The 21876-nt window shown below is 69.0% G+C and carries 22 protein-coding genes; 8 read left to right on the top strand and 14 right to left on the bottom strand.

Features of this window, described 5'->3' with window-relative positions:
* Positions 1-40: 40 nt before the first annotated feature.
* From FHT32_RS13120 to FHT32_RS13140, 5 genes are all read right to left on the bottom strand, one after another.
* Positions 41-379: a hypothetical protein gene (locus FHT32_RS13120; protein WP_176665077.1), complete on the bottom strand. Its 339-nt coding sequence runs from the start codon at positions 377-379 to the stop codon at positions 41-43.
* A 200-nt stretch (positions 380-579) separates the two neighbouring features.
* Positions 580-1971, bottom strand: coding sequence for a HAMP domain-containing sensor histidine kinase (locus FHT32_RS13125; RefSeq protein WP_176665078.1), 1392 nt, complete (start codon positions 1969-1971; stop codon positions 580-582).
* 127 nt (positions 1972-2098) lie between these two features.
* Entirely contained in the window at positions 2099-2755 is a 657-nt protein-coding gene (locus FHT32_RS13130) for a response regulator transcription factor (RefSeq protein ID WP_176665079.1), read from the bottom strand.
* Between the two features lie 132 nt (positions 2756-2887).
* Complete coding sequence (locus FHT32_RS13135; protein WP_176665080.1) at positions 2888-4021, bottom strand: winged helix DNA-binding domain-containing protein; 1134 nt, start codon at positions 4019-4021, stop codon at positions 2888-2890.
* Complete coding sequence (locus FHT32_RS13140) at positions 3988-4821, bottom strand: pseudouridine synthase (RefSeq protein WP_176665081.1); 834 nt, start codon at positions 4819-4821, stop codon at positions 3988-3990. The genes FHT32_RS13135 and FHT32_RS13140 overlap by 34 nt, the downstream gene beginning before the upstream one ends.
* 81 nt (positions 4822-4902) lie before the next feature.
* Between FHT32_RS13140 and FHT32_RS13145 the strand changes: the two genes are divergently transcribed.
* From FHT32_RS13145 to FHT32_RS13170, 6 genes are all read left to right on the top strand, one after another.
* Complete coding sequence (locus tag FHT32_RS13145; protein ID WP_019657724.1) at positions 4903-5973, top strand: bifunctional nicotinamide-nucleotide adenylyltransferase/Nudix hydroxylase; 1071 nt, start codon at positions 4903-4905, stop codon at positions 5971-5973.
* 65 nt (positions 5974-6038) lie between these two features.
* The gene (locus FHT32_RS13150; protein ID WP_176665082.1) at positions 6039-7484 is read left to right on the top strand and encodes a nicotinate phosphoribosyltransferase; all 1446 of its coding nucleotides are present in this window, start codon (positions 6039-6041) and stop codon (positions 7482-7484) included.
* Positions 7485-7826: 342 nt separating this feature from the next.
* The gene (locus tag FHT32_RS13155) at positions 7827-8969 is read left to right on the top strand and encodes a glycosyltransferase (RefSeq protein ID WP_176665083.1); all 1143 of its coding nucleotides are present in this window, start codon (positions 7827-7829) and stop codon (positions 8967-8969) included.
* Positions 8966-9463, top strand: a complete 498-nt coding sequence (locus FHT32_RS13160) for a hypothetical protein (protein WP_176665084.1) — start codon at positions 8966-8968, stop codon at positions 9461-9463. Before FHT32_RS13155 ends, FHT32_RS13160 begins: the two co-directional genes overlap by 4 nt.
* A complete protein-coding gene (locus FHT32_RS13165) occupies positions 9460-10041 on the top strand; it encodes a dual specificity protein phosphatase family protein (RefSeq protein WP_176665085.1) in 582 nt (193 codons plus the stop codon). Before FHT32_RS13160 ends, FHT32_RS13165 begins: the two co-directional genes overlap by 4 nt.
* An 87-nt stretch (positions 10042-10128) precedes the next feature.
* Complete coding sequence (locus tag FHT32_RS13170; RefSeq protein ID WP_176665086.1) at positions 10129-11250, top strand: zinc-binding dehydrogenase; 1122 nt, start codon at positions 10129-10131, stop codon at positions 11248-11250.
* A gap of 320 nt (positions 11251-11570) precedes the next feature.
* Here FHT32_RS13170 and kdpE read toward each other — a convergent pair whose 3' ends face one another.
* From kdpE to FHT32_RS13210, 9 genes are all read right to left on the bottom strand, one after another.
* Positions 11571-12269: a two-component system response regulator KdpE gene (gene kdpE, locus FHT32_RS13175; RefSeq protein ID WP_176665087.1), complete on the bottom strand. Its 699-nt coding sequence runs from the start codon at positions 12267-12269 to the stop codon at positions 11571-11573.
* 4 nt (positions 12270-12273) lie between these two features.
* Positions 12274-15015, bottom strand: a complete 2742-nt coding sequence (locus tag FHT32_RS13180) for a DUF4118 domain-containing protein (protein ID WP_176665088.1) — start codon at positions 15013-15015, stop codon at positions 12274-12276.
* Positions 15016-15027: 12 nt separating this feature from the next.
* A complete protein-coding gene (locus FHT32_RS34985; RefSeq protein WP_256098994.1) occupies positions 15028-15159 on the bottom strand; it encodes a hypothetical protein in 132 nt (43 codons plus the stop codon).
* Positions 15149-15463 carry a hypothetical protein gene (locus tag FHT32_RS13185; RefSeq protein ID WP_256098995.1) on the bottom strand — a complete coding sequence of 105 codons (315 nt, stop codon included), beginning with the start codon at positions 15461-15463 and terminating at the stop codon, positions 15149-15151. Before FHT32_RS13185 ends, FHT32_RS34985 begins: the two co-directional genes overlap by 11 nt.
* A gap of 67 nt (positions 15464-15530) precedes the next feature.
* Positions 15531-16169: a potassium-transporting ATPase subunit KdpC gene (kdpC, locus tag FHT32_RS13190; protein WP_218088216.1), complete on the bottom strand. Its 639-nt coding sequence runs from the start codon at positions 16167-16169 to the stop codon at positions 15531-15533.
* A gap of 13 nt (positions 16170-16182) precedes the next feature.
* Complete coding sequence (gene kdpB, locus FHT32_RS13195; RefSeq protein ID WP_176665090.1) at positions 16183-18282, bottom strand: potassium-transporting ATPase subunit KdpB; 2100 nt, start codon at positions 18280-18282, stop codon at positions 16183-16185.
* A 13-nt stretch (positions 18283-18295) separates the two neighbouring features.
* A complete protein-coding gene (kdpA, locus tag FHT32_RS13200) occupies positions 18296-20095 on the bottom strand; it encodes a potassium-transporting ATPase subunit KdpA (protein WP_176665091.1) in 1800 nt (599 codons plus the stop codon).
* 1 nt (position 20096) lies between these two features.
* Positions 20097-20195: a K(+)-transporting ATPase subunit F gene (gene kdpF, locus FHT32_RS13205; protein ID WP_019657711.1), complete on the bottom strand. Its 99-nt coding sequence runs from the start codon at positions 20193-20195 to the stop codon at positions 20097-20099.
* Complete coding sequence (locus FHT32_RS13210; RefSeq protein ID WP_164713487.1) at positions 20192-20329, bottom strand: hypothetical protein; 138 nt, start codon at positions 20327-20329, stop codon at positions 20192-20194. The genes kdpF and FHT32_RS13210 overlap by 4 nt, the downstream gene beginning before the upstream one ends.
* A 218-nt stretch (positions 20330-20547) precedes the next feature.
* Here FHT32_RS13210 and FHT32_RS13215 point away from each other — a divergent pair, with 218 nt between their 5' ends.
* Positions 20548-21246, top strand: a complete 699-nt coding sequence (locus FHT32_RS13215) for a metalloregulator ArsR/SmtB family transcription factor (RefSeq protein ID WP_176665092.1) — start codon at positions 20548-20550, stop codon at positions 21244-21246.
* A gap of 38 nt (positions 21247-21284) precedes the next feature.
* Positions 21285-21866 (top strand): superoxide dismutase, encoded by a 582-nt coding sequence (locus tag FHT32_RS13220; protein WP_176665093.1) that lies wholly within the window; start codon positions 21285-21287, stop codon positions 21864-21866.
* The last annotated feature ends 10 nt before the right edge of the window (positions 21867-21876 follow it).

Genomic DNA, 21876 nt, shown 5'->3' on the forward strand with positions numbered 1-21876 from the left:
ATCGACGGCAGGCGAACCGGACTCGGCCGACTCGGCGGCCTCAGCTGCCGCTGGCCGACTTCACCAGCGGCAGCGAAGTCGATTGCCCGATCGATTCGGTTCCGCTCGCGTGCGAGGCCGCATAGGCGCCGGCCTGGATGTCGGAAACCGGCGTCGTCGAGTTCATTGCGGGTGCGCTGGTCGACTGGCCGATGGACTCGGTGCCGCTCGGACGCGCAGCGGCCATTGCGCCGGCCTTCACGTCGGGGTTTTCTGGCGAGTTCAACTGCAGCGGATGGAAGTCCGATCCGTCGGTGGTTTCGGCCGATGCGGTGACGGCGCCCATGGCTGCCAGCGCAGCGAAGGAACCGACGGCGAGAAGCTTGAAGGAAGTGCGCATGGTGTGTGTTCTCCTGATTGATGGAAGCAGGCTGTCTCCGGTCACATGCCATCGCGCGAACTGCGCGTGGCAGGACCTGAACGCACTCTAGGCACGCAGACTGAGTTGGATGTGAGCGAAGAGTTAGGCGCGAGTGAGCGGCGCGCCTTTTGCTGGAACTTTGGGCCGCACCTGCCTCGTTCGCCGGCGTGCGGCCCCGGCTAGGCCGCGGGCGGCGCAGGCAGATGCACCCGTGCCATCAGCCCGGGCCCGTCGGTGCGATTGCGCAGTTCGATGCGCAGCCCGTGCCGCTCTGCCGCCGTGCGCGCAATCGCAAGCCCCAGTCCGCTGCCGCCCGCCGCGGCGCCGGGCACGCGGAAGAAGCGGTCGAACACGCGGTCGATGGCCTCCTTCGGAATGCCGGGGCCGTTGTCGAGCACGTCGACCACCGCGTGGCCATCGACCTCGTGCAGCCTCACGTCGACCACGCCGCCCTCGGGCGCATAGCGCAGCGCGTTGTCGATCAGGTTGTCGAACACGCTGCGCAGTTCCGCCGCCGGCGCGAACACCACGGCGGCGATGCCGCCTTCGAAGCCGATGTCCACGCGCCGCGCATCGGCCAGCACCATCAGCTGGCTCACGCTGTCGCGCAGCAGCACCTCGATGTCGACGCGCTCGCTCGCGTGACCCGCATGACCCGCGCGCGGCGCGTCCTGCCGCGACAGGTGCAGCAGCTGCTCGATCAGGTGCTGCGCACGCGTCACGCCCGCCTCGAGCTGGTTGAAGCGCTCGGTGGCTTCGCCGGCCGGCACGTGCGCGCGCAGGTTCTCGATCTGCAGGCCGATGGCGGCCATCGGCGTGCGCAGCTCGTGGGCCGCGTCCTGCACGAAGCGCCGCTGCGTGGCGAAGGCGCTGCGCACGCGCGACAGCAGGTTGTTGAAGGCGCCCACCAGCGGCGCGATCTCGTCGGGCACGCGCGCGAGCGACAGCTCGGTGGGGCTGCGCTCGTCCTGCGAGGCAACGTCGCGCGCCACCGCGCGCAGCGAGCGCGAGGCGGCCGACACGATGATCCACAGGATCAGCAGCGCCAGCGGCAGCAGCAGCGTGATCGGCAGGCCTTCGAGCAATGCGCGGCGCAGCGCGCGGCGGCGGCGGTAGTCCTCGTTCTGCAGCACCTGCACGCGCGGCTGGTCGGCGCGCGAACCGGGCTCGGCGGTGAACACGCGCCAGGCCGAGCCCGAATGCGCGCCGGTATTCACGTCGCTGAAGCCGGGCCGGGCCTGCAGCGGCACCGTGAGCACCGGCCACGAAGTGGCGCGCAGCGTGGCGCCGTCGGGGCTCCATATCTGCACGATGAAGGCGCCGCGCGAGAAGGCGGCCTCGCCGTCCATCGGGCGCGGCAGCTTCTGCGGATCGCTGCCCGCGTACGACTCGGCCACCAGGCGCATCTGGTCGTCCAGCGCGTTGTGCACCAGGTTGCCGTAGGCCACGAAGGAGAACCAGGCCGTGAGCACCGCGGCGCCGAGGTGCAGCGTGATGAGCCAGAACAACAGCTGCGTGCGCAGCGAGCGCGGCCGCCACCAGCGGCCCGGGCCGCGCGAAACTCCGTTCATTGGCAAGACAACCCGTCTGCCCGTTCGCGGAACACCGTGGAACCGGCTTTGCCGGGCCACCGGTGTTGCCCCCGGCAGGGGGTTGGCGAAGCGACACGAAGTGCGCGAAGCCTGGGGGCGAGCATCATCATGCGGCTACGCGCCAGCCCAGTCCACGCACGTTGCGGATCGCATCGGCGCCGAGCTTGCGGCGCATGCCGTGGATCAGCACGTCGATCGCGTTGCTGGTGACTTCCTCGCCCCAGCCGTAGATGCGGTTCTCGAGTTGCTCGCGCGAGAGGATGGCGCCGGGGCGTTCCAGCAGCGCGTGCAGCAGCGCGAACTCGCGCGCGGTGAGCGCCTCGCGCGCGCCGTTGACCACCACCTCGCGCGTGGTGAGGTCGAGCTGCAATGCGCCGCTGCCGACCAGCGAATGCGCGGCGCCGTCGCGGCGGCGCACCACGGCACGCATGCGCGCGAGCAGCTCGCGGAATTCGAAGGGCTTGAGCAGGTAGTCGTCGGCACCGAGGTCGAGGCTGTGGATGCGGTCGTCGAGGCCGTCGCGCGCGGTGAGCACCAGCACCGGCGTGGCGTCGCCGCGTTCGCGGGCACGGCGCAGCACCTCGGTGCCGTCCTGCCTGGGCAGGCCCAGGTCGAGCAGCACGCAGGTGTAGCCGCCGTCGCCCAGCGCGCTCTGCGCCAGCTCGCCGTCGCGCACCCAGTCCGCAGACCAGCCCGCGCCCTCGAGCGCCTGCTTCAGGCTGCGCCCGATCATTTCATCGTCTTCCACCAACAGCACGCGCATCGCGGCGACTCCTTCGGCCGCAAGGTAGCACGCGACCGGGATGATCGGAAGAGCCTGCGCCGCGGCGCAGAGTAGGTGCGAATACTTAGGGCACGCTTAGGCGACAGGCGCGATACGGGGTTACTGTCCGGGTCAGGCCAGGCGCACGACGCGGCGTTCGCTCTCGTCGTCCGAAGTGAAGGCCAGCAGGTCGAGGGCTTCCTGCTCCACGCCGGCGCGATCGGCCTTCGACCAGCGGCCGAAGGGCTCCAGCAGCACGTTGGCGACGTTCCTGCCCTTGTTCTTGCCGCGCTCGATCTTCCACACGCCCGCGACGAAGCCGTCGAGCAGAACCGTGCCGCGAACGATGCCGTTGACGGTGAACACGCGTGCGCGATGCGCCTCGCTGAGGATGCGGCTGCGGTCTGCGTGCGAAAGCAGCAGGTTGTCCCACTCGGCCACGAGGCGCGGCGGCGCGGGTGTGTCGGGGTCAGGGCGCGGCGCACGAGGCAGGTCGAACAGCTCCTGGCCGTCTTCGCCCGCAAACACGCGCAGCTGCGGACGCAGGCGTTCGACAACTGCCTTCCACCCCGTGAGGCCCGACCATGCACCGGCATCGGCCAGCGTGGCCGGGCCGAAGGCGGCAAGGTAGCGCAGCAGCATGTCGTCCTGCGTGGCGGGAGAGGCTTCCACAGCCTCCCCGAGCCAATCGCCCAATGGCTGCAGCACCGCGCTCTGGTGCGAGTTCCAGGTGCCGCCCGGCGGCAGGTGCACGAGCGGCAGGTTGTTGCGGATCAGCGCGGCGAGCGATGCGGCCTCGCGGCCCGTCCACTGCAGGCCCAGCGCCTGGCCGAGCTCGGCGCCGGTACGCGGCCGTTCGCCGAGCAGTACGCGCCCCGCCGCGATCACCGCCGCGCGATCGAGCCCTTCGAGTTCCTTCCTGTGCGTGCTGCCCAGCAGCCCTCGCTGATGCACGGGCTCCAGCAGCGGGCGCCATGCCAGCGCGTCCTGCGCGGTCATCAGGTGCAGCGTCGCGCGCAGGGTCGACATGCGCACGATGCGGCGTCTTCGCAGGGCCTCGGTGAGCTGTTCGCGACGGAAGCCCTCGATGCGGCTCCAGAGGCCGATGTAGGGCGGATTGGGTGCCTGCGCCTGCAGCCCGGCCAGGCGCTCGACGGCCTGTGTCGCGCTCAGCCTGCGCCGCTCCAGCAACATCTGCCGCTCCAGCGTGGCGCGGTTCAGCGCGCGCAGGCTCAGAACTTCTCGTGCGGCGCGAGGTATCGCCATTGCCCCAGCGGCAGGTTGCCGAGCATCACCCGGCCGATGCGCACGCGCTTCAGGCCGACCACCTTCAGGCCCACCAGCTCGCACATGCGGCGGATCTGCCGCTTCTTGCCCTCGGTGAGCACGAAGCGCAGCTGCTCGGGGTTCTGCCAGTCGACGCGCGCGGGCTTCAGCGCCTGCCCGTCGAGGCTCAGGCCGTGGCGCAGCTTCGCGAGCATGGCCTTCGGAAAGACCGCCTGCACGTTGGTGGTGACGGGGTCGTCGTCGTCCAGCCGCACCAACTGGCCCGTGGGCGCGGGCTGGCCCAGGCCGTGGTAGGCCACGCGCACGAGGTACTCCTTCTCCATCGTCGAGTCCTCGCCGATGAGCTGGCGTGCGATGCGCCCGTCCTGCGTCATGACCAGCAGGCCGGTGGAGTCGATGTCGAGCCGGCCGCAGGGCGCGAGGCCGCGCAGCTGCTTGGGGCTGAAGAAGAAGCGCGCGTTGTCGTCGGCCCAGCGGTTCTGCGGCGTGAAGAGCTTGACCGCCGGGTCGTGCCCGTCCTCGGCCTGCCCGCTCACGTAGCCGATGGGCTTGTTGATGAGGATGGTGACCTGGCTGGCCTGCTGGCCCTTGGCAGCCTTGTCGACCTCGATGCGGTCGGCCGGCGTGACCTTCACGCCCATCTCGGCCGGCCTGCCGTTGACCTTCACCCAGCCGTTGGCGATCCATTCGTCGGCTTCGCGGCGCGAGCACAGCTTGAGGTCGGCCATGCGCTTGTTGAGGCGCACGGCATCGGCGGGGGAGGAAGATGGCTCTGTCATCGGGGCTTGATCGGAATGCGGCACCGATGCTATCCTGAACCCAGACGCGAGTTGATCGCGTTATTTTTGGGGGATTCCCAAGTGAGCACACGCAAGTACCAGTACGCCATCGTCATCGGGCGCTTCCAGCCCGTTCATTTCGGACATCAACGACTCATCGAGGAAGGCCTTCGCGCCGCCGAGCGGGTCATCGTGGTGGTCGGCTCCGACCGTCAGCCGCGCAGCGTCAAGAACCCCTTCACCTTCGATGAACGCGAGCGCATGGTGCGCGCCTGCCTTCGCGGCACCGAGCAGATGCGCGTCAGCGTGGTCGGCGTGGGCGACTCGCCCTACAACGACCAGATCTGGATCGCGTCGATCCAGTCGGCGGTCGAGCGGCTCATCGCCCAGGACGGCCACGCGCCCGCCAAGGCCAAGGTGGCGCTGGTGGGGCACCTGAAGGACGCGTCGAGCTACTACCTCAAGCTCTTCCCGCACTGGGAGTTCGTCGGCCAGAACAGCGTGGAAAGCCTCAACGCCACCGACGTGCGCAGCCTCTACTTCGACCCCGAGAACCGCGGCCAGCTCGCGCGCGCCGACCTGCCCGACGGCACCGCGGCCTTTCTCGACCAGTTCACCCGCACGGCCGACTACGCCGAGCTCTGCGAGGAGCGCGCCTTCCTCGCCGACTACCGCGACAAGTACCGCTATGCGGGCAGCGAATTCCCGCCGATCTACACCACGGTCGATGCTGTGGTGGTCGAGGCCGGCCACATCCTGCTGGTGCAGCGCAAGTTCCATCCCGGCAAGGGCACCTGGGCGCTGCCCGGCGGCTTCGTCGGCCAGCACGAGCGGCTGCAGGACGCGGCCATCCGCGAGCTGAAGGAAGAAACCCGCCTGAAGGTGCCGGTGCCCGTGCTCAACGGCAGCATGAAGGCCAGCCACGTGTTTGACGCGCCCGACCGCTCGCAGCGCGGCCGCACCATCACGCACGGCTTCTTCTTCGAGCTGGCGCACAACCAGTGGACGGGCCTGTCCGAGGTGCGCGCCGACGACGACGCGGCCGAGGTGCGCTGGGTGCCCATTGCCGAGTTCCTCGACATGCAGGAGCGCATCTACGAAGACCACTTCTTCATCGCGAATCATTTTTTGGGTGGCCTGGGCAAGAACTGAACGCCCGGCCTTGTCAGCAAGAACGGCACCCGGTTGACGGGTGCCACAGTGAAAGGAGCTTTCACATGAACCGCAATCTCTCCTCCTCGCCCCTGGGCAACAACCTGCTGCTGCGTACCGACTCCTACAAGGTCTCGCACTGGATGCAGTACCCGCCCGGCACGCAGACGGTGTACAGCTACATCGAGTCGCGCGGCGGCATATTCAGCCACTCGCTGTTCTTCGGGCTGCAGGCCTACCTGCGCGAATACCTGCAGACGCCGGTGACGCGCGACGACGTCGAGGAAGCAGCCGCGCTCATGGCCGTGCACGGCGAGCCCTTCAACCGCGAGGGCTGGCTGCGGCTGATCGAGAAGCACGGCGGACTGATGCCGGTGCGCATCCGCGCCGTGCCCGAGGGCAGCGTGACGCCGGTGCACAACGTGCTGGCGACCATCGAGAACACCGACCCCGAGTTCTTCTGGGTCACGAGCTTCCTCGAGACCGAACTGCTGCGCGCCATCTGGTACCCCACCACGGTGGCCACGCTCTCGGCCGCCGCGCGCACCACGCTGCTGCGCTACCTGGAAGCGACCTGCGACGACCCCCAGGGGCAGATCGCCTTCAGGCTGCACGACTTCGGCGCGCGCGGCGTGTCGAGCCTCGAATCGGCCGCGCTCGGCGGCATGGCGCACCTGGTGAACTTCATGGGCACCGACACGCTGGCCGCGCTGGTGGCGGCGCGCCGCTACTACGACTGCGACGTGGCGGGCTTCTCCATTCCCGCCGCCGAGCACAGCACCATCACCGGCTGGGGCCGCGACCATGAATCAGACGCATACAGCAACATGGTCGACCAGTTCGGCAAGCCCGGCGCAACCTTTGCGGTGGTGAGCGACAGTTACGACATCTTCAATGCCTGCGCGCGCATCTGGGGCGACGAGTTGAAGGCGAAGGTGGTGGCCTCGGGCGCCACGCTGGTGGTGCGGCCGGACTCGGGCGACCCGGCCGAAACCACGCTGAAGGTGGCGCGCATCCTGGCCGACCGCTTCGGCACCACGACCAATGCCAAGGGCTTCCGCGTGCTGAACAACGTGCGCATCATCCAGGGCGATGGAGTGAACCTCGACTCGCTGCGACTGTGCCTGTCGAACTTCTATCACAACGGTTTCTCCACCGAGAACATCTCCTTCGGCATGGGCGGCGGGCTGCTGCAGCAGGTCAACCGCGACACCATGCAGTGGGCGATGAAGTGCTCGGCGATGCAGGTGAACGGCGAGTGGCGCGACGTGTACAAGTCGCCCGTTGGCGATGTGGGCAAGGCTTCGAAGAAGGGGCGTCTTGCCTTGGTGCGCAATGCGAACGACATTGAAACCACTGTGCGTGAAGAGATGCTGGCGGCGGGCCAGGCCGACTTGCTGCAGACGGTGTTCGAGAACGGGCGCATCGTCGAGAGCACGACTTTCGATGCTGTGCGTGAGCGTGCTGCTGCAGGGGTGAATCAGTTCATCACTTCGCGGGCGCCGCTCTGATTCCAGGGCATGTGGAGTCATTCGGGGCCTGTGCACAGGCCACCGGGTACTCCCCTCCGCGAATGTCCCCCGGGCCTGCGGCCCTCCTCCTTTATTTCGCTGCGGGGAGCACCCGATGCCCTGTGCACCACGAGCGCTGCCGTTGTGCTGGCCGATCCACGAGTGCTCTGAACGATCGCGCCGATGGGGTACCTTGCGCAGCGAAATAAAGGAGGAGGGGCGAAGCCCCGGGGGACATTCGCGGAGCAAGGTACCCCGTCGGCGTGATCGCGCCCCGAACAACAGACCCAAAGGCACTGCCACACGCCATCGCCATAATCCGCCGCGCAAACCCCGGATTCCATGACCAAACTCCTGATCCTCAGCGTGAGTGCCGGCAACGGCCACGTGCGTGCAGCACAGGCGCTTGCCGCCACCGCCCAGTCTCTCGCCCCGCCCTGCACGGCGGTCCACATCGACGCGATGGCCCATGTGGCCGCGGGGTTCCGCAAGGTCTACACCGACTGGTACATCCAGCTCGTGAATCGCGCGCCCGAGCTGTGGTCGTACCTGCACCAGCGCACCGACGTCACGCCGCACCATGCGCCCTCGCAACGCCTGCGCCGCGGCATCGAGCGGCTGAGCACCGGCGCGCTGGTGCGCGAGATCCGCCGCGAGAAGCCCGACGCGGTGGTCTGCACCCACTTCCTGCCGGCCGAGCTGCTGATGCGCGAGCGCAACCGCGGCCGCATCGACTACCCCGTGTGGCTGCAGATCACCGACTACGACCTGCACAACATGTGGCTGGTGCCGGGCATGGCAGGCTACCTCGCGGCGACGGAAGAAGTGGCCTTCCGCCTGCGGGCGCGCGGTATTCCGGCCGAGCGCATCCACGTCACCGGCATTCCGGTGATGCCGGCCTTCTCCGAACCCGATGCGCCCTCGCTGGCGCGCGATGCCTGCGTGGCCGGGCTCGGTCTCGATCCTTCGCGGCCGGTGCTGCTGATGGCTTCGGGCGGCGCGGGCGTGGGCGATCTGCCGAGCATGGTCGAGCGCGTGCTCGGCCTTGGCGGCGAAGGCAGCTTCCAGGTCATTGCCGTGGCGGGCCGCAACGTGGAGGCACACGGCAAGCTCGAGGCGCTGGCCAGGCGCTATCCGGGGCGCGTGGTGGCCATCGGCTTCACCAACGAAATGCACAGGATGATGGCCGCGGCCGACCTGGTGGTGACCAAGCCCGGCGGCCTCACGGTGTCGGAGTGCCTCGCGCTGGGCAAGCCGATGCTGCTGATCTCGCCCATTCCGGGCCAGGAAGAACACAACGCCGGCTTCCTGATGGAAGAAGGCGCGGCCTGGCTGGCCTACGACGCCATCGGCCTCGACTACAAGGTGGCGCGCCTCATGGCCGATCCGGCCAAGCTCGCGAGCATGGCGACGCGCAGCCGCGCGCTGGGCAAGCCGCAGGCGGCGCGATCGGTGCTGAGCCACGTGCTGGGAACGCCCGCATGAGCCCCGCCGTCGAAAAGACGAGCGTGGCCCGCACGCTCGGTTACCTGGCGTGGGTCATCGTCATGGCCTTCTTCTTCGCCAACGCCGAGATCCAGATCGAAGGCGGCGCCGGCTGGGCCACGTCGCTTCCCACATGGCGCATCGAGAACAGCATCTGGCTCGACCTCTTCTGGGGCGGCCGCGCGATGACGGGCTACCACGCCTGGGTCTTCACCTTCATGGCGCTGGTGTTCTTCTCGCCGCTGGCCTTCAACGGACGCTGGACGTGGCGCGACGCGGGGCTGGCCGCGGCGGGCCTGATCGTGTTCTGGGTCTGCGAGGACTTCACCTGGTTTCTCATCAACCCGGCCTTCGGCTGGGAGCGCTTCAACCCGGTGGATGCGTTCTGGCACAAGCACTGGCTGTGGGGCGCGCCTGTGGACTACTGGGGCGGCCTCGCGGTGGCGGCGATCATCCTGGCGACGCGGCACTGGCCGCGCAAGGGCGGCCGATGAGCAGCAGCAACAGCAGAAGAAGACGCAAGGAACGCGGGCAGGAGCCCGTCGCCGAGGTACCGCGCCCCGGCCACTGGGCCGATCCGCTGGACGCGCTGGGCGTGGAGAACCTGCACCGCATCACGCCCACGCTGTACCGCAGCGCGCAGCCGAAGCGCTCCAATCTCGCCGCGCTGCAGTCGCTGGGCATCCGCACGGTGGTGAGCCTGCGCTCGTTCAACGACGACCGGAAAGTGTTCGCAGGAAGCGGCATCCGGCTGGTGCGCGTGCCGATCAACACCTGGTCCATCGACGACGCCAAGGTGCTGCGGGCGCTGCAGGCCATTCGCGCGGCCGAGAAGCAGGGCCCGGTGCTCATCCACTGCATGCACGGCGCCGACCGCACCGGCGTGGTCGCAGCGGTCTACCGCATGGCGCTGCAGGACTGGGACAAGGACAGCGCCCGCCAGGAGATGCTGCGCGGCGGCTACGGCTACCACACGCTGTGGCGCAACATCCCGCGCTACATCGAGCGGCTCGACCCGGCCGCCATGCGCGACGCGCTGGCCCAGGCGCCTGCGATTCCGGTGGTGTCCTGAAGGCGCCAGCAGGCCGCGAAAGCCGCTCCTATACTGGCCGCCCCGTGGCCGAAGGCCATCCGCGAACCTGACCAGAAGGGCTCTTCCATGGCACTCCAAATCCGCTCCCTCATCCGCTCCAGCGGCGAACTCGAACTCTCGCTGCACGACGATCCCATTCCCGAGCCGCAGGCCCACGAAGTGGTGATCCGCGTCGAGGCATCGCCATTGAACCCGTCGGACCTGGGCCTGCTGTTCGGCGCTGCCGACATGAGCACCGCCAAGGCCTTCGGCACCGCCGATCGCCCCGTCGTCACCGCCACCGTGCCCGAGCGCGTGCTGCCCGCCATGAAGGCGCGGCTCGACGAATCGATGCCGGTCGGCAACGAAGGCGCGGGCGTGGTGGTGAAGGCTGGCTCCTCGCCGCAAGCTCAGGCGCTGCTCGGCAAGACGGTGGCCGCCATCGGCGGCGCGATGTACTCGCAGTACCGCTGCCTCGCCGCCGCCCAGTGCCTGGAACTGCCGGCGGGCACCACGCCGGCTGAAGGCGCCTCGTGCTTCGTCAACCCCCTCACCTCGCTGAGCATGGTCGAGACCATGCGCATGGAAGGCCACAAGGCGCTGGTGCACACCGCCGCCGCGTCCAACCTCGGCCAGATGCTCAACAAGATCTGCCAGAAGGACGGCATCGCCCTCGTCAACATCGTGCGCAAGCAGGACCAGGAAGACCTGCTGCGCAGCCTCGGCGCCAAGTACGTGTGCAATTCGAGCTCGTCCACCTTCATCGAGGACCTGACCCAGGCCCTCGCCGAGACCGGCGCCACCCTGGCCTTCGACGCCATCGGCGGCGGCAAGCTCGCGGGCCAGATCCTCGGCTGCATGGAAGCGGCCATCAACCGCACCGCCAAGGAATACAGCCGCTACGGCTCCAACACCCACAAGCAGGTCTACATCTACGGCGGCCTCGACCGCAGCCCGACCGAGGTGGTGCGCAACTTCGGCATGACCTGGGGCATGGGCGGCTGGCTGCTGTTCCCCTTCCTGCAGCGCCTGGGCGACGCCGGCACGCAGCGCCTGAAGGCCCGCGTGGTCGCCGAACTGAAGACCACGTTCGCGAGCCACTACACGCGCGAGGTTTCGCTGGTGGAGATGCTGCAGCTCGACGCGATTGGCGTGTATGGCAAGCAGGCGACGGGGGAGAAGTTCTTGCTGAATCCGAACAAGGCCTGATTCGTCTTGCCTGAACAGGTCGCCCGGTACGGCACGGCGCGCCCGCCCCCACTATGCCGGCCGCTTCGCGGCTTCCCTGCGGTGCTCACGTTTCGCGGGGTCTCGCAGAACTCGCTTCGCTCAAACAGCTGCGAGCCCTTGTCCGCGAAACGCTGCGCTCCTCGGCGGCACAGAGGGGTCGAACGCGCCGCGCCGCATACCGGGCTTGTCGTTTCGTTGATGCCGCAGCCCTCACCCCAACCCTCTCCCGGAGGGAGAGGGAGCAATACCCGGAGTTGATTCAGGGAAGGGCATGGCTCTAGCCGCCGTACCCGGAAGAACTAAACGACCAACCGATACCCCACCGCCGTCTCCGTCAGCAGATGCTTCGGCTGCGCCGGATCGGCCTCCAGCTTCTGCCGCAGGTGCCCCATGTAGATCCGCAGGTAGTGGCTCTGGTCGGTGTACGACGGGCCCCAGACCTCGCGCAGCAGCTGGCGTTGCGTGAGCACGCGGCCCGCGTTGGCGACGAGCACCGACAGCAGGCGGTATTCGGTCGGCGTGAGGTGCACCTCGGCGCCGGCGCGGCGCACCAGGCGTGCGGAACGGTCGAGTTCGATCTCGCCGAAGCGGAAGAGCGCCTCGGGTGCCGCTTCCTCCGTGCTGCTCGCCGTGCGCGGGCGGCGCAGGTTGGCGCGCACGCGGGCCAGGAGCTCGCCGGTGCCGAAGGGCTTGGTGAGGTAGTCGTCGGCTCCGGCGTCGAGGGCGGCGATCTTGTCGGCCTCGTCGGTGCGGGCCGACAGCACGATGATCGGCACGGCCGACCAGCCGCGCACGTCGCGGATCAGCGAAACGCCGTCGCCGTCGGGCAGGCCCAGGTCGAGCACGAGCAGGTCGGGCTGGCGCGTGCCTGCCGCGGCGAGCCCGTCGCGCAGGGTGCCGGCCTCGTGAACCACCCAGCCCTCGGCCTCGAGCGCGCCGCGAACGAACCGGCGGATCTGCGGCTCGTCTTCGATCACGATGGCGGTGGGGGAAGGCATGGGTTCAGAGTTGTGCTTCAGCGGGTTCGGGCGGCTCGCGGCGTGGCAGCGTGACCGTGAATTCTGCACCGCCATCGCGCGCATTCTCGGCAGTGATCTCGCCGCCGTGTGCGCTCACCACGGCCTTGCAGATCGCCAGGCCCAGGCCAACACCCGGCGTCGCCGACTCGGCCTCGCCCCGTGTGAACTTGTCGAAGAGCTTCTGCTCGTGGCCCAGCAGCGCGGCCGGCAGGCCAGGGCCATGGTCGCGCACCGTCAGCACCAGCGCCCCGGGCTCCGCGCGCGCGCCGACCACGATGGGCGGCGCGCCGTACTTGGTGGCGTTCTCCAGCAGGTTGACCAGCACGCGCTCGATGAGCACGGCGTCGAACTCGACCAGCGGCAGCTCGGGGTCGAGCGCGGTCTGCACCACGGTGCCGCCCAGCGAGGTGCGCGCGGCGCGGATGGCCGAGCCCACCACCTCCTCCACCGACTGCCAGTCGCGCCGCAGGTTCACCGCGCCGCCGGCGATGCCGCTTTCGAGCCGTGCCATGTCGAGCAGGTTGCTCACCAGCGCATGCAGCTCGTGCGCTTGCGCGACGATGGCGCGCGCGGCCTCGGCACGCTCCTCGGGCGGCAGTGTCTGCAGCGACTCGGCCAGGGCGATGAGGGCGGTGAGCGGCGTGCGCACGTCGTGCGAGATGGCGCCGAGCAGTGCGTTGCGCAGGCGCTCCGATTCCATCTCGACCACCGCCTGCTGCGCCACCTCGACGTAGTGCACGCGCTCCAGCGCGATGGCGATCTGCCGCGCCAGCGTGTCGAGCTGCTGCGCCTGCTCGGGTATGAGCAGCCAGCGCGGCTGCGCGGGCGAGAGTGCGAGCACACCGCGCACGCGCATCGGCGCACGCAGCGGCACGTAGTGCCAGGGCTGGGCCGCGAGCGTGGCGGTGGCCAGGCCGGCGCTCTGGCCGTGGCGGAAGGCCCAGTCGGCCACCTGCGGATCGAAGCCCTGGGGCGCGCTGGCCGGCATCACGAGCTGGTCGGCCGCGTCGGTCACGAGCACCAGCGCATCGCCGCCGAAGTGGCCGCGCACGGCTGCCGTGCCGAGCGCGACCACCTGCGAGGCCTCCAGCGCGGCCGACAGCTCGCGGGTGAGCTCGAACAGCGATCGCGCGCGCCGCTCGCGGCTGGTCGACACGCCCGCCGCGAAGCGCAGCCCGGCCGTGAGCTGCCCCACCAGCAGGCCGACGCCGAGCATGATCGCGAAGGTCAGCACGTACTGCACGTCGCTCACCGCGAACGACAGGCGCGGCGGCACGAAGAAATAGTCGAAGGCCGCGACGTTGAGCAGGGCCGCCAGCGCCGAAGGCCCGCGCCCGAAGCGCATCGCCACGCCCACCACGCCGAGCAGGAACAGCATGACGATGTTCGACAGCTCCAGCACGCTGGCCAGCGGCGTGCACAGCAGCGTGAGTGCGATGCTGGTGGCCGCTGCCCACGCGTAGCCGGGCCAATGGATGGGGGCCTTCTCGTGGTCGTCGCTGTCGACGAGCGCGCCCTGAAGCGAGGTGCGCGACAGGCGGCGCGCACTGTCGGCGGGCGCGACTTCCATGATGTCGAGCGCCGGCGCGCGTAGCGCCAATGCGCGCGCGAGCGGCACCGCCCTCGCGGGCCACCAGCGCCGCCAGCCTGTCTCGGGCTGCGAGCGCCCCAGCACCAGCGTCGCGCAGTTCAGGCGCCTCGCCTGTTCGGCCAGCTGCTCGGCGACGTCGGAGCCGGTGAGCACCGCCGTGGCCGCGCCCAGTTCTTCGGCGAGCTTGAGCACCGCGAGGATGCGGTCGCGCTCGGCGGCGGCCAGCCGCTGCAGCCGCGGCGTCTCGACGTAGACCGCATGCCAGCGCACGTTGAGCTGACCTGCGAGCCGCGCCGCCGTACGCACGGTCTGCGCCGCGCCTTCGTGCGGGCCGACGCAAGCGAGGATCGCACCCGAGGTGTTCCAGGCCTGCAGATCGCGCCCGCTTCCGACCGCGCCCGATTGCTCCACGCGCCAGCCGCGCACGTCGTCTTCCACGTGCTCGGCGGTGCGCCGCAGTGCGATCTCGCGCAGCGCGATGAGGTTGCCCTTGCGGAAGAAGTTCTGCGCCGCGCGCTCGGCCTGCTGCGGCAGGTAGACCTTGCCGGCGGCGAGCCGGGCCGTCAGTTCGTCGGGCGTGACATCGACCAGCACCACCTCGTCGGCCTCGTCGAGCACGGTGTCGGGCACGGTCTCGTGCACGCGCACGCCGGTGATGGCGCCGACCGTGCCGTTGAGGCTTTCGAGATGCTGCACGTTGAGCGCCGACCAAACCTCGATGCCGGCGGCCAGCAGCTCCTGCACGTCCTGCCAGCGCTTGGCGTGGCGCGAGCCCGGGGCGTTGGTGTGGGCCAGCTCGTCGACCAGCAGCACGGCGGGCTTGCGCTCGAGCGCCGTGTCGAGGTCGAACTCGGCCAGCGTGCGGCCGCGGTAGGCGATCTCGCGCAGCGGCAGCGCATCGAGCCCCGCAAGCAGCGCGGCGGTCTCGCTGCGGCCGTGGGTCTCGACCACGCCGATCAGCACGTCGCGCCCCGCGGCCCGCTCGCGCTGCGCCGCGCTGAGCATCGCCCATGTCTTGCCGACGCCCGCGCTGGCGCCGAAGTAGATGCGCAGCTTGCCGCGCTGTGCACGCGCCTCGTCGCTGCGCAGCTGCGCGAGCAGCGCGTCGGGGTCGGGGCGGAGCACTTCGTTCATCGGCGGCACAGGTTAGCGTATCGGGCGGTCCTTGCGGCGGCCTGCATGGCGCCGCGCGGTGCGCGACAGCACCCACCACGCGAAGCCCAGCGGCACGAAGAGCGCCGCCATGGCCAGCAGCGCCATCAGCAGGTCAGTGACCATGGCGCAGGCCGCAGCGCGCGAGGTGCTCGCGCCAGCTCACGAGCCGGCCGATCTCGCCCGAGGGCACGCATTCGACCAGCCGGTGCAGCACGTCGGCGTAGCGGGCAAGAGGCAGGCGGATCATCAGGCGCACGCAGGGCGCGTCGCTCTCCTGCGAGCTGCAGGCATGCAGCAGCGGCTCGCAGCGCACCACGCCGGCCTCGGGGCAGCCGGCGATGCTGCGGCGCACGCGCAGGGCGTCGGCGCAGCAGACCGTGACGTCGAGCACATGGAACGGGCTGTCGTTGCTCTTGCCGGTGATCATGGAAGCGCGCGTTCTCGGCGCACCGGGGTGTTCTCGATAGGCGGCATAGGCCATGGCTTGTTTCTCCTCAACGCGGTGTCGAAGGACTGAATGAACCGGAGGCGGCGTCCAGCGCGATGTTCAGCGCCAGCACGTTGACGCGCGACTCGCCCAGGAAGCCCAGCAGGGGCTGCTGCGTGTTTTTGTCGATCAGCGACTGCACCTGCGCGAGCGGCATGCCGCGCACGCGTGCCACGCGCGCCGCCTGGTACTGCGCGGCGGCGGGGCTGATGTCGGGGTCGAGTCCGCTGGCCGAGGCCGTGACCAGGTCGACCGGCACCGGCGCCGTGTTGTCCGGGTCGGCCGCGCGCAGCGCTTCCACGCGCGCCTTCACCGCATCGGTGAGCGCCGGGTTGAGCGGGCCCTGGTTCGAGCCGCCCGAGGCGCTCGCGTTGTAGGGCTGCGGCGCGGTGGCCGAAGGCCGTCCCCAGAAGTGCTTCGGATCGCTGAAGTTCTGGCCGATGAGCTTCGAGCCCACCGTGGTGCCGTCGATCACGATCAGGCTGCCGGCCGCCTGCGCGGGAAACGCCGCCTTCGCGGCGCCGGTGACGGCCATCGGGTAGATCAGGCCGGTGAGCGCGCTCAGCAGCACGAAGAGCACGAGCGCAGGGCGGACGATGCCGCCCTCGCTGCCATTGCCTTGGACATTGACGGTGTTGTTGTTCATGACTGATTACTCCTCAGACGAGATGCACGGCGACCAGCAGCCAGTCGATCAGCTTGATGCCTATGAAGGGCACCAGCAGGCCGCCCAGCCCATAGATGGCAAGGTTGCGGCGCAGCAGTGCGGCGGCGCCCACCGGCCGGTAGCGCACACCCTTGAGCGCCAGCGGGATCAGGAACACGATCACCAGCGCATTGAAGATCACCGCGCTCAGGATGGCCGACGACGGGCTCGCCAGCCGCATCACGTTGAGCGCGCCCAGCTGCGGGTAGGTCGAGATGAAGATCGCCGGGATGATGGCGAAGTACTTCGCCACGTCGTTCGCGATCGAGAAGGTGGTGAGAGAGCCGCGCGTCATCAAGAGCGCCTTGCCGGTCTCCACCACTTCCAGCAGCTTGGTCGGGTTGGAGTCGAGGTCGACCATGTTGCCGGCTTCCTTGGCGGCCTGCGTACCGCTGCCCATGGCCACGGCCACGTCGGCCTGCGCGAGCGCGGGGGCGTCGTTGGTGCCGTCACCGGTCATCGCCACCAGGCGGCCTTCGGACTGGTACTGGCGGATCAGCGCGAGCTTGTCCTCGGGCGTGGCCTCGGCCAGGAAGTCGTCCACGCCGGCCTCGGCGGCGATGGCCGCCGCGGTGAGCTTGTTGTCGCCGGTGATCATCACCGTCTTGATGCCCATGCGGCGCAATTCGGCGAAGCGCTCCTTGATGTCGGTCTTGACGATGTCCTTGAGCTCGACGATGCCCAGCACGCGGTTGCCCTCGGCCACCGCCAGCGGCGTGCTGCCGCGCCGCGCCGCCTCCTCGGCGGCGCGCAGCACCTCGGGCGCGGCCGTGCCGCCGATGGCCTCGACGTGCCGGCGCACCGCGTCGACCGCACCCTTGCGCAGCAGCACCAGGTCGGTGTCCAGGCTGTTGGGTGCGGCCGGCAGGTCGGCGCCGCTCATGCGCGTCTGCGCGGTGAAGGCGACGAAGCGGGCGCCCTCCACCGGCGTCGGCTCCAGGCCTTCGCGGCGCGCGAGCTCGACGATGCTGCGGCCCTCGGGCGTCTCGTCGGCGAGCGAGGCGATCATCGCGGCGCGCGCGAGGCGCGCCTTGGTCACGCCCGGCGCGGGCAGGAAGGCGCTGGCCTGGCGGTTGCCGTGCGTGATGGTGCCGGTCTTGTCGAGCAGCAGCACGTCGACGTCGCCGGCGGCTTCGACCGCGCGGCCCGAGGTGGCGATCACGTTGGCCTGCATCATGCGGCTCATGCCGGCCACGCCCACGGCCGACAGCAGGCCGCCGATGGTGGTCGGGATCAGGCACACCAGCAGCGCGACCAGCGCGGTGAGCGACACCACCGTGCCCGCACCCGCGGCCTCCACGCTGAAGATGGAGAACGGCAGCAGCGTGACCGTGACCACCAGGAACACGATGGTCAGCGCAACCAGCAGGATGGTCAGCGCGATCTCGTTGGGCGTCTTCTGGCGCTTGGCGGCCTCGACCATGCCGATCATCCGGTCGAGGAACGATTCGCCCGGGTTCACCGAGATGCGCACCACCAGCCAGTCGGACAGCACGCGGGTGCCGCCGGTCACGGCCGAGAAGTCGCCGCCCGATTCGCGCACCACGGGTGCCGATTCGCCGGTGATGGCGCTCTCGTCGACCGAGGCCACGCCTTCGATGACTTCGCCGTCGAGCGGGATCACGTCGCCGGTTTCCACAAGCACCACGTCGCCCTTGCGCAGGTTCGGTGCCTGCTCAGGGAGCCACTGGGCACCGTGATGCGGCTCCTGCAGCTTCTTGGCCCAGGTGTCCTTGCGCAGGCCGCGCAGCGAGGCGGCCTGCGCCTTGCTGCGGCCTTCGGCGAGCGCCTCGGCGAAGTTGGCGAAGAGCACCGTGAACCACAGCCAGATGGTCACGGCCAGCACGAAGGCGGGCTTCATGCCGGTGTCGCCCGGGAAGCTCAGCGCATGCACCCAGAGCACCGTCGTGAGGATGCTCCCGATGTAGACGATGAACATCACCGGGTTGCGCCACTGGGTGCGCGGGTTGAGCTTGGCGAAGGCGGCCCACAGCGCGGGCCTGACCAGCGCCGCATCGAAGAGCGAGAGAGAGGTTTTTGTATTGGCGGTCATGGTGCGCTCCTTCTCATTTCCAGAGCACGAGGTGCTCGACGATCGGGCCCAGGGCCAGCGCCGGCACGTAGTTGAGCAGGCCGACCAGCAGCACCGTGCCGATCAGCAACGAGACGAACAGCGGGCCGTGCGTGGGCAGCGTTCCGCTGGTCACGGGCAGGCGCTTCTTGGCGGCCAGCGCGCCAGCCACGGCCAGCACCGGCACGATCATCGCGAAGCGGCCGAGCCACATGGCGAGCGCGAGCAGGCCGTTGTAGAAGGGCGTGTTGGCCGACAGGCCCGCGAAAGCGCTGCCGTTGTTATTGGCGGCCGAGGTCAGCGCGTACAGGATCTCCGAGAAGCCGTGCGCGCCGGGGTTGGCGATGCCGGCCTTGCCCGCGGCCGCGATCACCGCCACCGCGGTGCCGGCCAGCACCAGGATCGGCGTGACCAGGATGGCGATGGAGATCAGCTTCATCTCGCGCACCTCGATCTTCTTGCCGAGGTACTCGGGCGTGCGGCCGATCATCAGGCCGGCGATGAACACCGCGAGCATCGCGAAGATCAGCATGCCGTACAGGCCCGAGCCCACGCCGCCGAAGACCACCTCGCCGAGCTGCATCAGCACCAGCGGCACCATGCCGCCGATCGGGGTGAGCGAGTCGTGCATGCCGTTGACCGCACCGCACGAGGCGGCCGTGGTGATGGCGGCGAAGAGCGAGGAGGCGTCGATGCCGAAGCGCACCTCCTTGCCTTCCATGTTGCCGCCGGCCTGCAGCGCGCCGTGCATCTGGTCGACGCCCAGCGGGGTCAGCAGCGGGTTGCCGGCCTGCTCGGCGGGCGTGATGACGATGACCGCGACGACGAACATCACCGTCATCGCCGCGAGCACGGCCCATCCCTGGCGCATGTCGCCCACCACATGCCCGAAGGTGAAGCACAGCGCGGCCGGGATCAGGAAGATCGCGATCATCTGCAGCAGGTTCACCAGCGCCGTCGGGTTCTCGTACGGATGCGCCGAGTTGGCGTTGAAGAAGCCGCCGCCGTTGGTGCCCACCATCTTGATGGCTTCCTGCGAGGCGACCGGGCCCATGGCGAGCGTCTGCGTCCTGGTGGTGGCGTCTTCCATCACCGGCTGGCCCTTTTCGTCCTTCAAAGGCTGGCCGTCGGCGCCGTTCTTCGGCTGCTGGAAGGCGGTGGTCTCGAGCGTGCTCGCTTCCTTGTAGGCGTCGAAGTTCTGGATCACGCCCTGGCCCGCGAAGACCACGGCCAGGACGAAGGAGATCGGCACCAGCACCCACAGCGTGACGCGCGTGATGTCGGCCCAGAAGTTGCCCACCAGCCCCTTGCCGTCGCCGCGGCGGGCGAAGCCCCGCACGAGCGCGAAGGCCACCGCGATGCCGGTGGCGGCGGAGAAGAAGTTCTGCACCGTGAGACCCAGCATCTGCGTGAGATAGCTCATGGTCGACTCGCCCGCATAGCCCTGCCAGTTGGTGTTGGAGACGAAGCTCACCGCGGTGTTGAAGGCCGAGTCGGGCGACACGGCCGCCATGCCTGCAGGGTTGAGCGGCAGCCAGGCCTGCAGGCGCTGCAGTGCATAGACGAAGATCGCGCCGATGGCATTGAAGGCCAGCAGCGCGAAGGCATAGCGCAGCCAGTGCATCGACTGCTCGGGCCTCGTGCCCGAGAGCCTGTAGAGCGGCGCCTCGACGCGCTGCATCCAGCGCGGCACGCGCTCGTTGCACAGCGCGGCAAGGAACTTGCCCACCGGCCATGCGAGCAGGCCCAGCAGCACCAGGAAAAGGGCCAGCAGGCCCCAGGCGGAGGAAGTCATTTCAGAATTCCTCCGCGCAGATCAGCGCGAACACCAGGTACGCGAAGAGAACCACGGCGATCAGCGCGCCGAAGCCATAGAGAACTTCGAGGCTGATCACGACGCGGCTCCATCGGCGGCATTCGACGCCTTGCTCGACGGGTTCTTCGGCGCATCGAGCCTGTCCAGCCCGACCACCATGGCCCCCACCACGGCCCACAGCGCCAGCAAGGCGCCCATCCAGACGATGTCCATACATCACTCCTGCAAACGAGAAAAGATGGGAGTCAGTCTCGGCAGTCGGGCGTCAAAACGGGGGAAAGAGTGATGGGGTGGGCGTAAAGAAAGCGTAAAAACGCGAATGCCCTGCTCAAATGGCCCCGGCTTGCGAGGGCCATTGCCCGGCCCCATCGACAGTCGGTCTCCGGCGTCAAATAATCAAAGCACTTTGCTTGATTAATAATGAACCTGCGATGAACAAGCAACCCCAAGGCCTGCTCCCGGATGCTGCTGCCAGGCCCACCTGGATGCCGCACCAGCCGGCAGACCGCATCCTCTCGACGCTCAAGACGCGCGGCGCGCTCGGCATTCCCGACATCGCCAAGGTGCTGAACGTCACGGTGGAAGCGGTGCGACAGCAGATGGCCAAGCTGGAGGCAGAAGGGCTGGTCGACTCCGAAAGCCGCTCCAGCGGCCGGGGCCGGCCCACGCAGATCTGGCGCCTCACCGGAGAGGGCCACAAGCGCTTTCCCGATACGCACGCCGAGATGACGGTGCAGATGATCAGCGCGGTCATCAGCGTGTTCGGGCAGAAGGGCATGGACCAGCTCATCGGGGCGCGCGAGGCGACGATGCGTGCCAACTACACCGAGGCCATGCGCGGCGCGCGCAGCCTGAAGACACGGCTGGAGCGGCTGGCCGAGATCCGCAGCCGCGAGGGCTACATGGCCGAGTTCCGACCCGATGAGGAAGGCGATGGATTTCTCTTCATCGAGAACCACTGCCCCATCTGCACCGCCGCGCAGGCCTGCACCGGCTTCTGCCGCAGCGAGCTGCAGCTGTTCGACGAAGTGCTGGGCCCCGACGTGAACGTGAGCCGCGTCGAGCACGTGCTCGCGGGCGCGCGGCGCTGCGCCTACCGGATCGAACCCAAGGCCAGGGCGAACGCCTGAGCCCCTTTTCTTTTTTCAACCACCACGAGGAAATCACGATGGAACACAAGCTCCCACCCCTGCCCTACGCGCTCGACGCACTGGCACCCGAGTATTCGAAGGAAACACTCGAGTACCACTACGGCAAGCACCACAACGCCTACGTGGTGAACCTCAACAACCTGCAGAAGGGCACCGAGTTCGAGTCGCTGACGCTCGAAGAGATCGTCAAGAAGTCCAGCGGCGGCATCTACAACAACGCCGCACAGATCTGGAACCACACCTTCTTCTGGAACTGCATGAAGCCGCAAGGCGGCGGCGCTCCCACCGGCGCGCTGGCCAAGGCCATCGAAGCCAAGTGGGGCAGCTACGACGCCTTCAAGGAAGCCTTCGTGAAGTCGGCCGTGGGCAACTTCGGCTCGGGCTGGACCTGGCTGGTGAAGAAGCCTGATGGCACCGTGGACATCGTGAACACGGGCGCAGCCGGCACGCCGCTGACGACCGCAGACACCGCGCTGCTGACCGTGGACGTCTGGGAGCACGCCTACTACATCGACTACCGCAATCTGCGCCCGAAGTTCGTCGAGACCTTCCTGGCCAAGCTGGTCAACTGGGACTTCGCCGCCAAGAACTTCGGCTGATCGGCCTTTC

The organism is Variovorax sp. SG517, from assembly GCF_013376045.1.
Lineage (GTDB): Bacteria > Pseudomonadota > Gammaproteobacteria > Burkholderiales > Burkholderiaceae_C > Variovorax.

Bases quoted from the DNA above. Each gene is read 5' to 3' on its own strand.
- FHT32_RS13120 (WP_176665077.1), bottom strand. From the start codon at position 379: ATGCGCACTTCCTTCAAGCTTCTCGCCGTCGGTTCCTTCGCTGCGCTG.
- FHT32_RS13125 (WP_176665078.1), bottom strand. From the start codon at position 1,971: ATGAACGGAGTTTCGCGCGGCCCGGGCCGCTGGTGGCGGCCGCGCTCG.
- FHT32_RS13130 (WP_176665079.1), bottom strand. From the start codon at position 2,755: ATGCGCGTGCTGTTGGTGGAAGACGATGAAATGATCGGGCGCAGCCTG.
- FHT32_RS13135 (WP_176665080.1), bottom strand. From the start codon at position 4,021: ATGGCGATACCTCGCGCCGCACGAGAAGTTCTGAGCCTGCGCGCGCTG.
- FHT32_RS13140 (WP_176665081.1), bottom strand. From the start codon at position 4,821: ATGACAGAGCCATCTTCCTCCCCCGCCGATGCCGTGCGCCTCAACAAG.
- FHT32_RS13150 (WP_176665082.1), top strand. From the start codon at position 6,039: ATGAACCGCAATCTCTCCTCCTCGCCCCTGGGCAACAACCTGCTGCTG.
- FHT32_RS13155 (WP_176665083.1), top strand. From the start codon at position 7,827: ATGACCAAACTCCTGATCCTCAGCGTGAGTGCCGGCAACGGCCACGTG.
- FHT32_RS13160 (WP_176665084.1), top strand. From the start codon at position 8,966: ATGAGCCCCGCCGTCGAAAAGACGAGCGTGGCCCGCACGCTCGGTTAC.
- FHT32_RS13165 (WP_176665085.1), top strand. From the start codon at position 9,460: ATGAGCAGCAGCAACAGCAGAAGAAGACGCAAGGAACGCGGGCAGGAG.
- FHT32_RS13170 (WP_176665086.1), top strand. From the start codon at position 10,129: ATGGCACTCCAAATCCGCTCCCTCATCCGCTCCAGCGGCGAACTCGAA.
- kdpE (WP_176665087.1), bottom strand. From the start codon at position 12,269: ATGCCTTCCCCCACCGCCATCGTGATCGAAGACGAGCCGCAGATCCGC.
- FHT32_RS13180 (WP_176665088.1), bottom strand. From the start codon at position 15,015: ATGAACGAAGTGCTCCGCCCCGACCCCGACGCGCTGCTCGCGCAGCTG.
- FHT32_RS34985 (WP_256098994.1), bottom strand. From the start codon at position 15,159: ATGGTCACTGACCTGCTGATGGCGCTGCTGGCCATGGCGGCGCTCTTC.
- FHT32_RS13185 (WP_256098995.1), bottom strand. From the start codon at position 15,463: ATGATCACCGGCAAGAGCAACGACAGCCCGTTCCATGTGCTCGACGTC.
- kdpC (WP_218088216.1), bottom strand. From the start codon at position 16,169: ATGAACAACAACACCGTCAATGTCCAAGGCAATGGCAGCGAGGGCGGC.
- kdpB (WP_176665090.1), bottom strand. From the start codon at position 18,282: ATGACCGCCAATACAAAAACCTCTCTCTCGCTCTTCGATGCGGCGCTG.
- kdpA (WP_176665091.1), bottom strand. From the start codon at position 20,095: ATGACTTCCTCCGCCTGGGGCCTGCTGGCCCTTTTCCTGGTGCTGCTG.
- FHT32_RS13210 (WP_164713487.1), bottom strand. From the start codon at position 20,329: ATGGACATCGTCTGGATGGGCGCCTTGCTGGCGCTGTGGGCCGTGGTG.
- FHT32_RS13215 (WP_176665092.1), top strand. From the start codon at position 20,548: ATGAACAAGCAACCCCAAGGCCTGCTCCCGGATGCTGCTGCCAGGCCC.
- FHT32_RS13220 (WP_176665093.1), top strand. From the start codon at position 21,285: ATGGAACACAAGCTCCCACCCCTGCCCTACGCGCTCGACGCACTGGCA.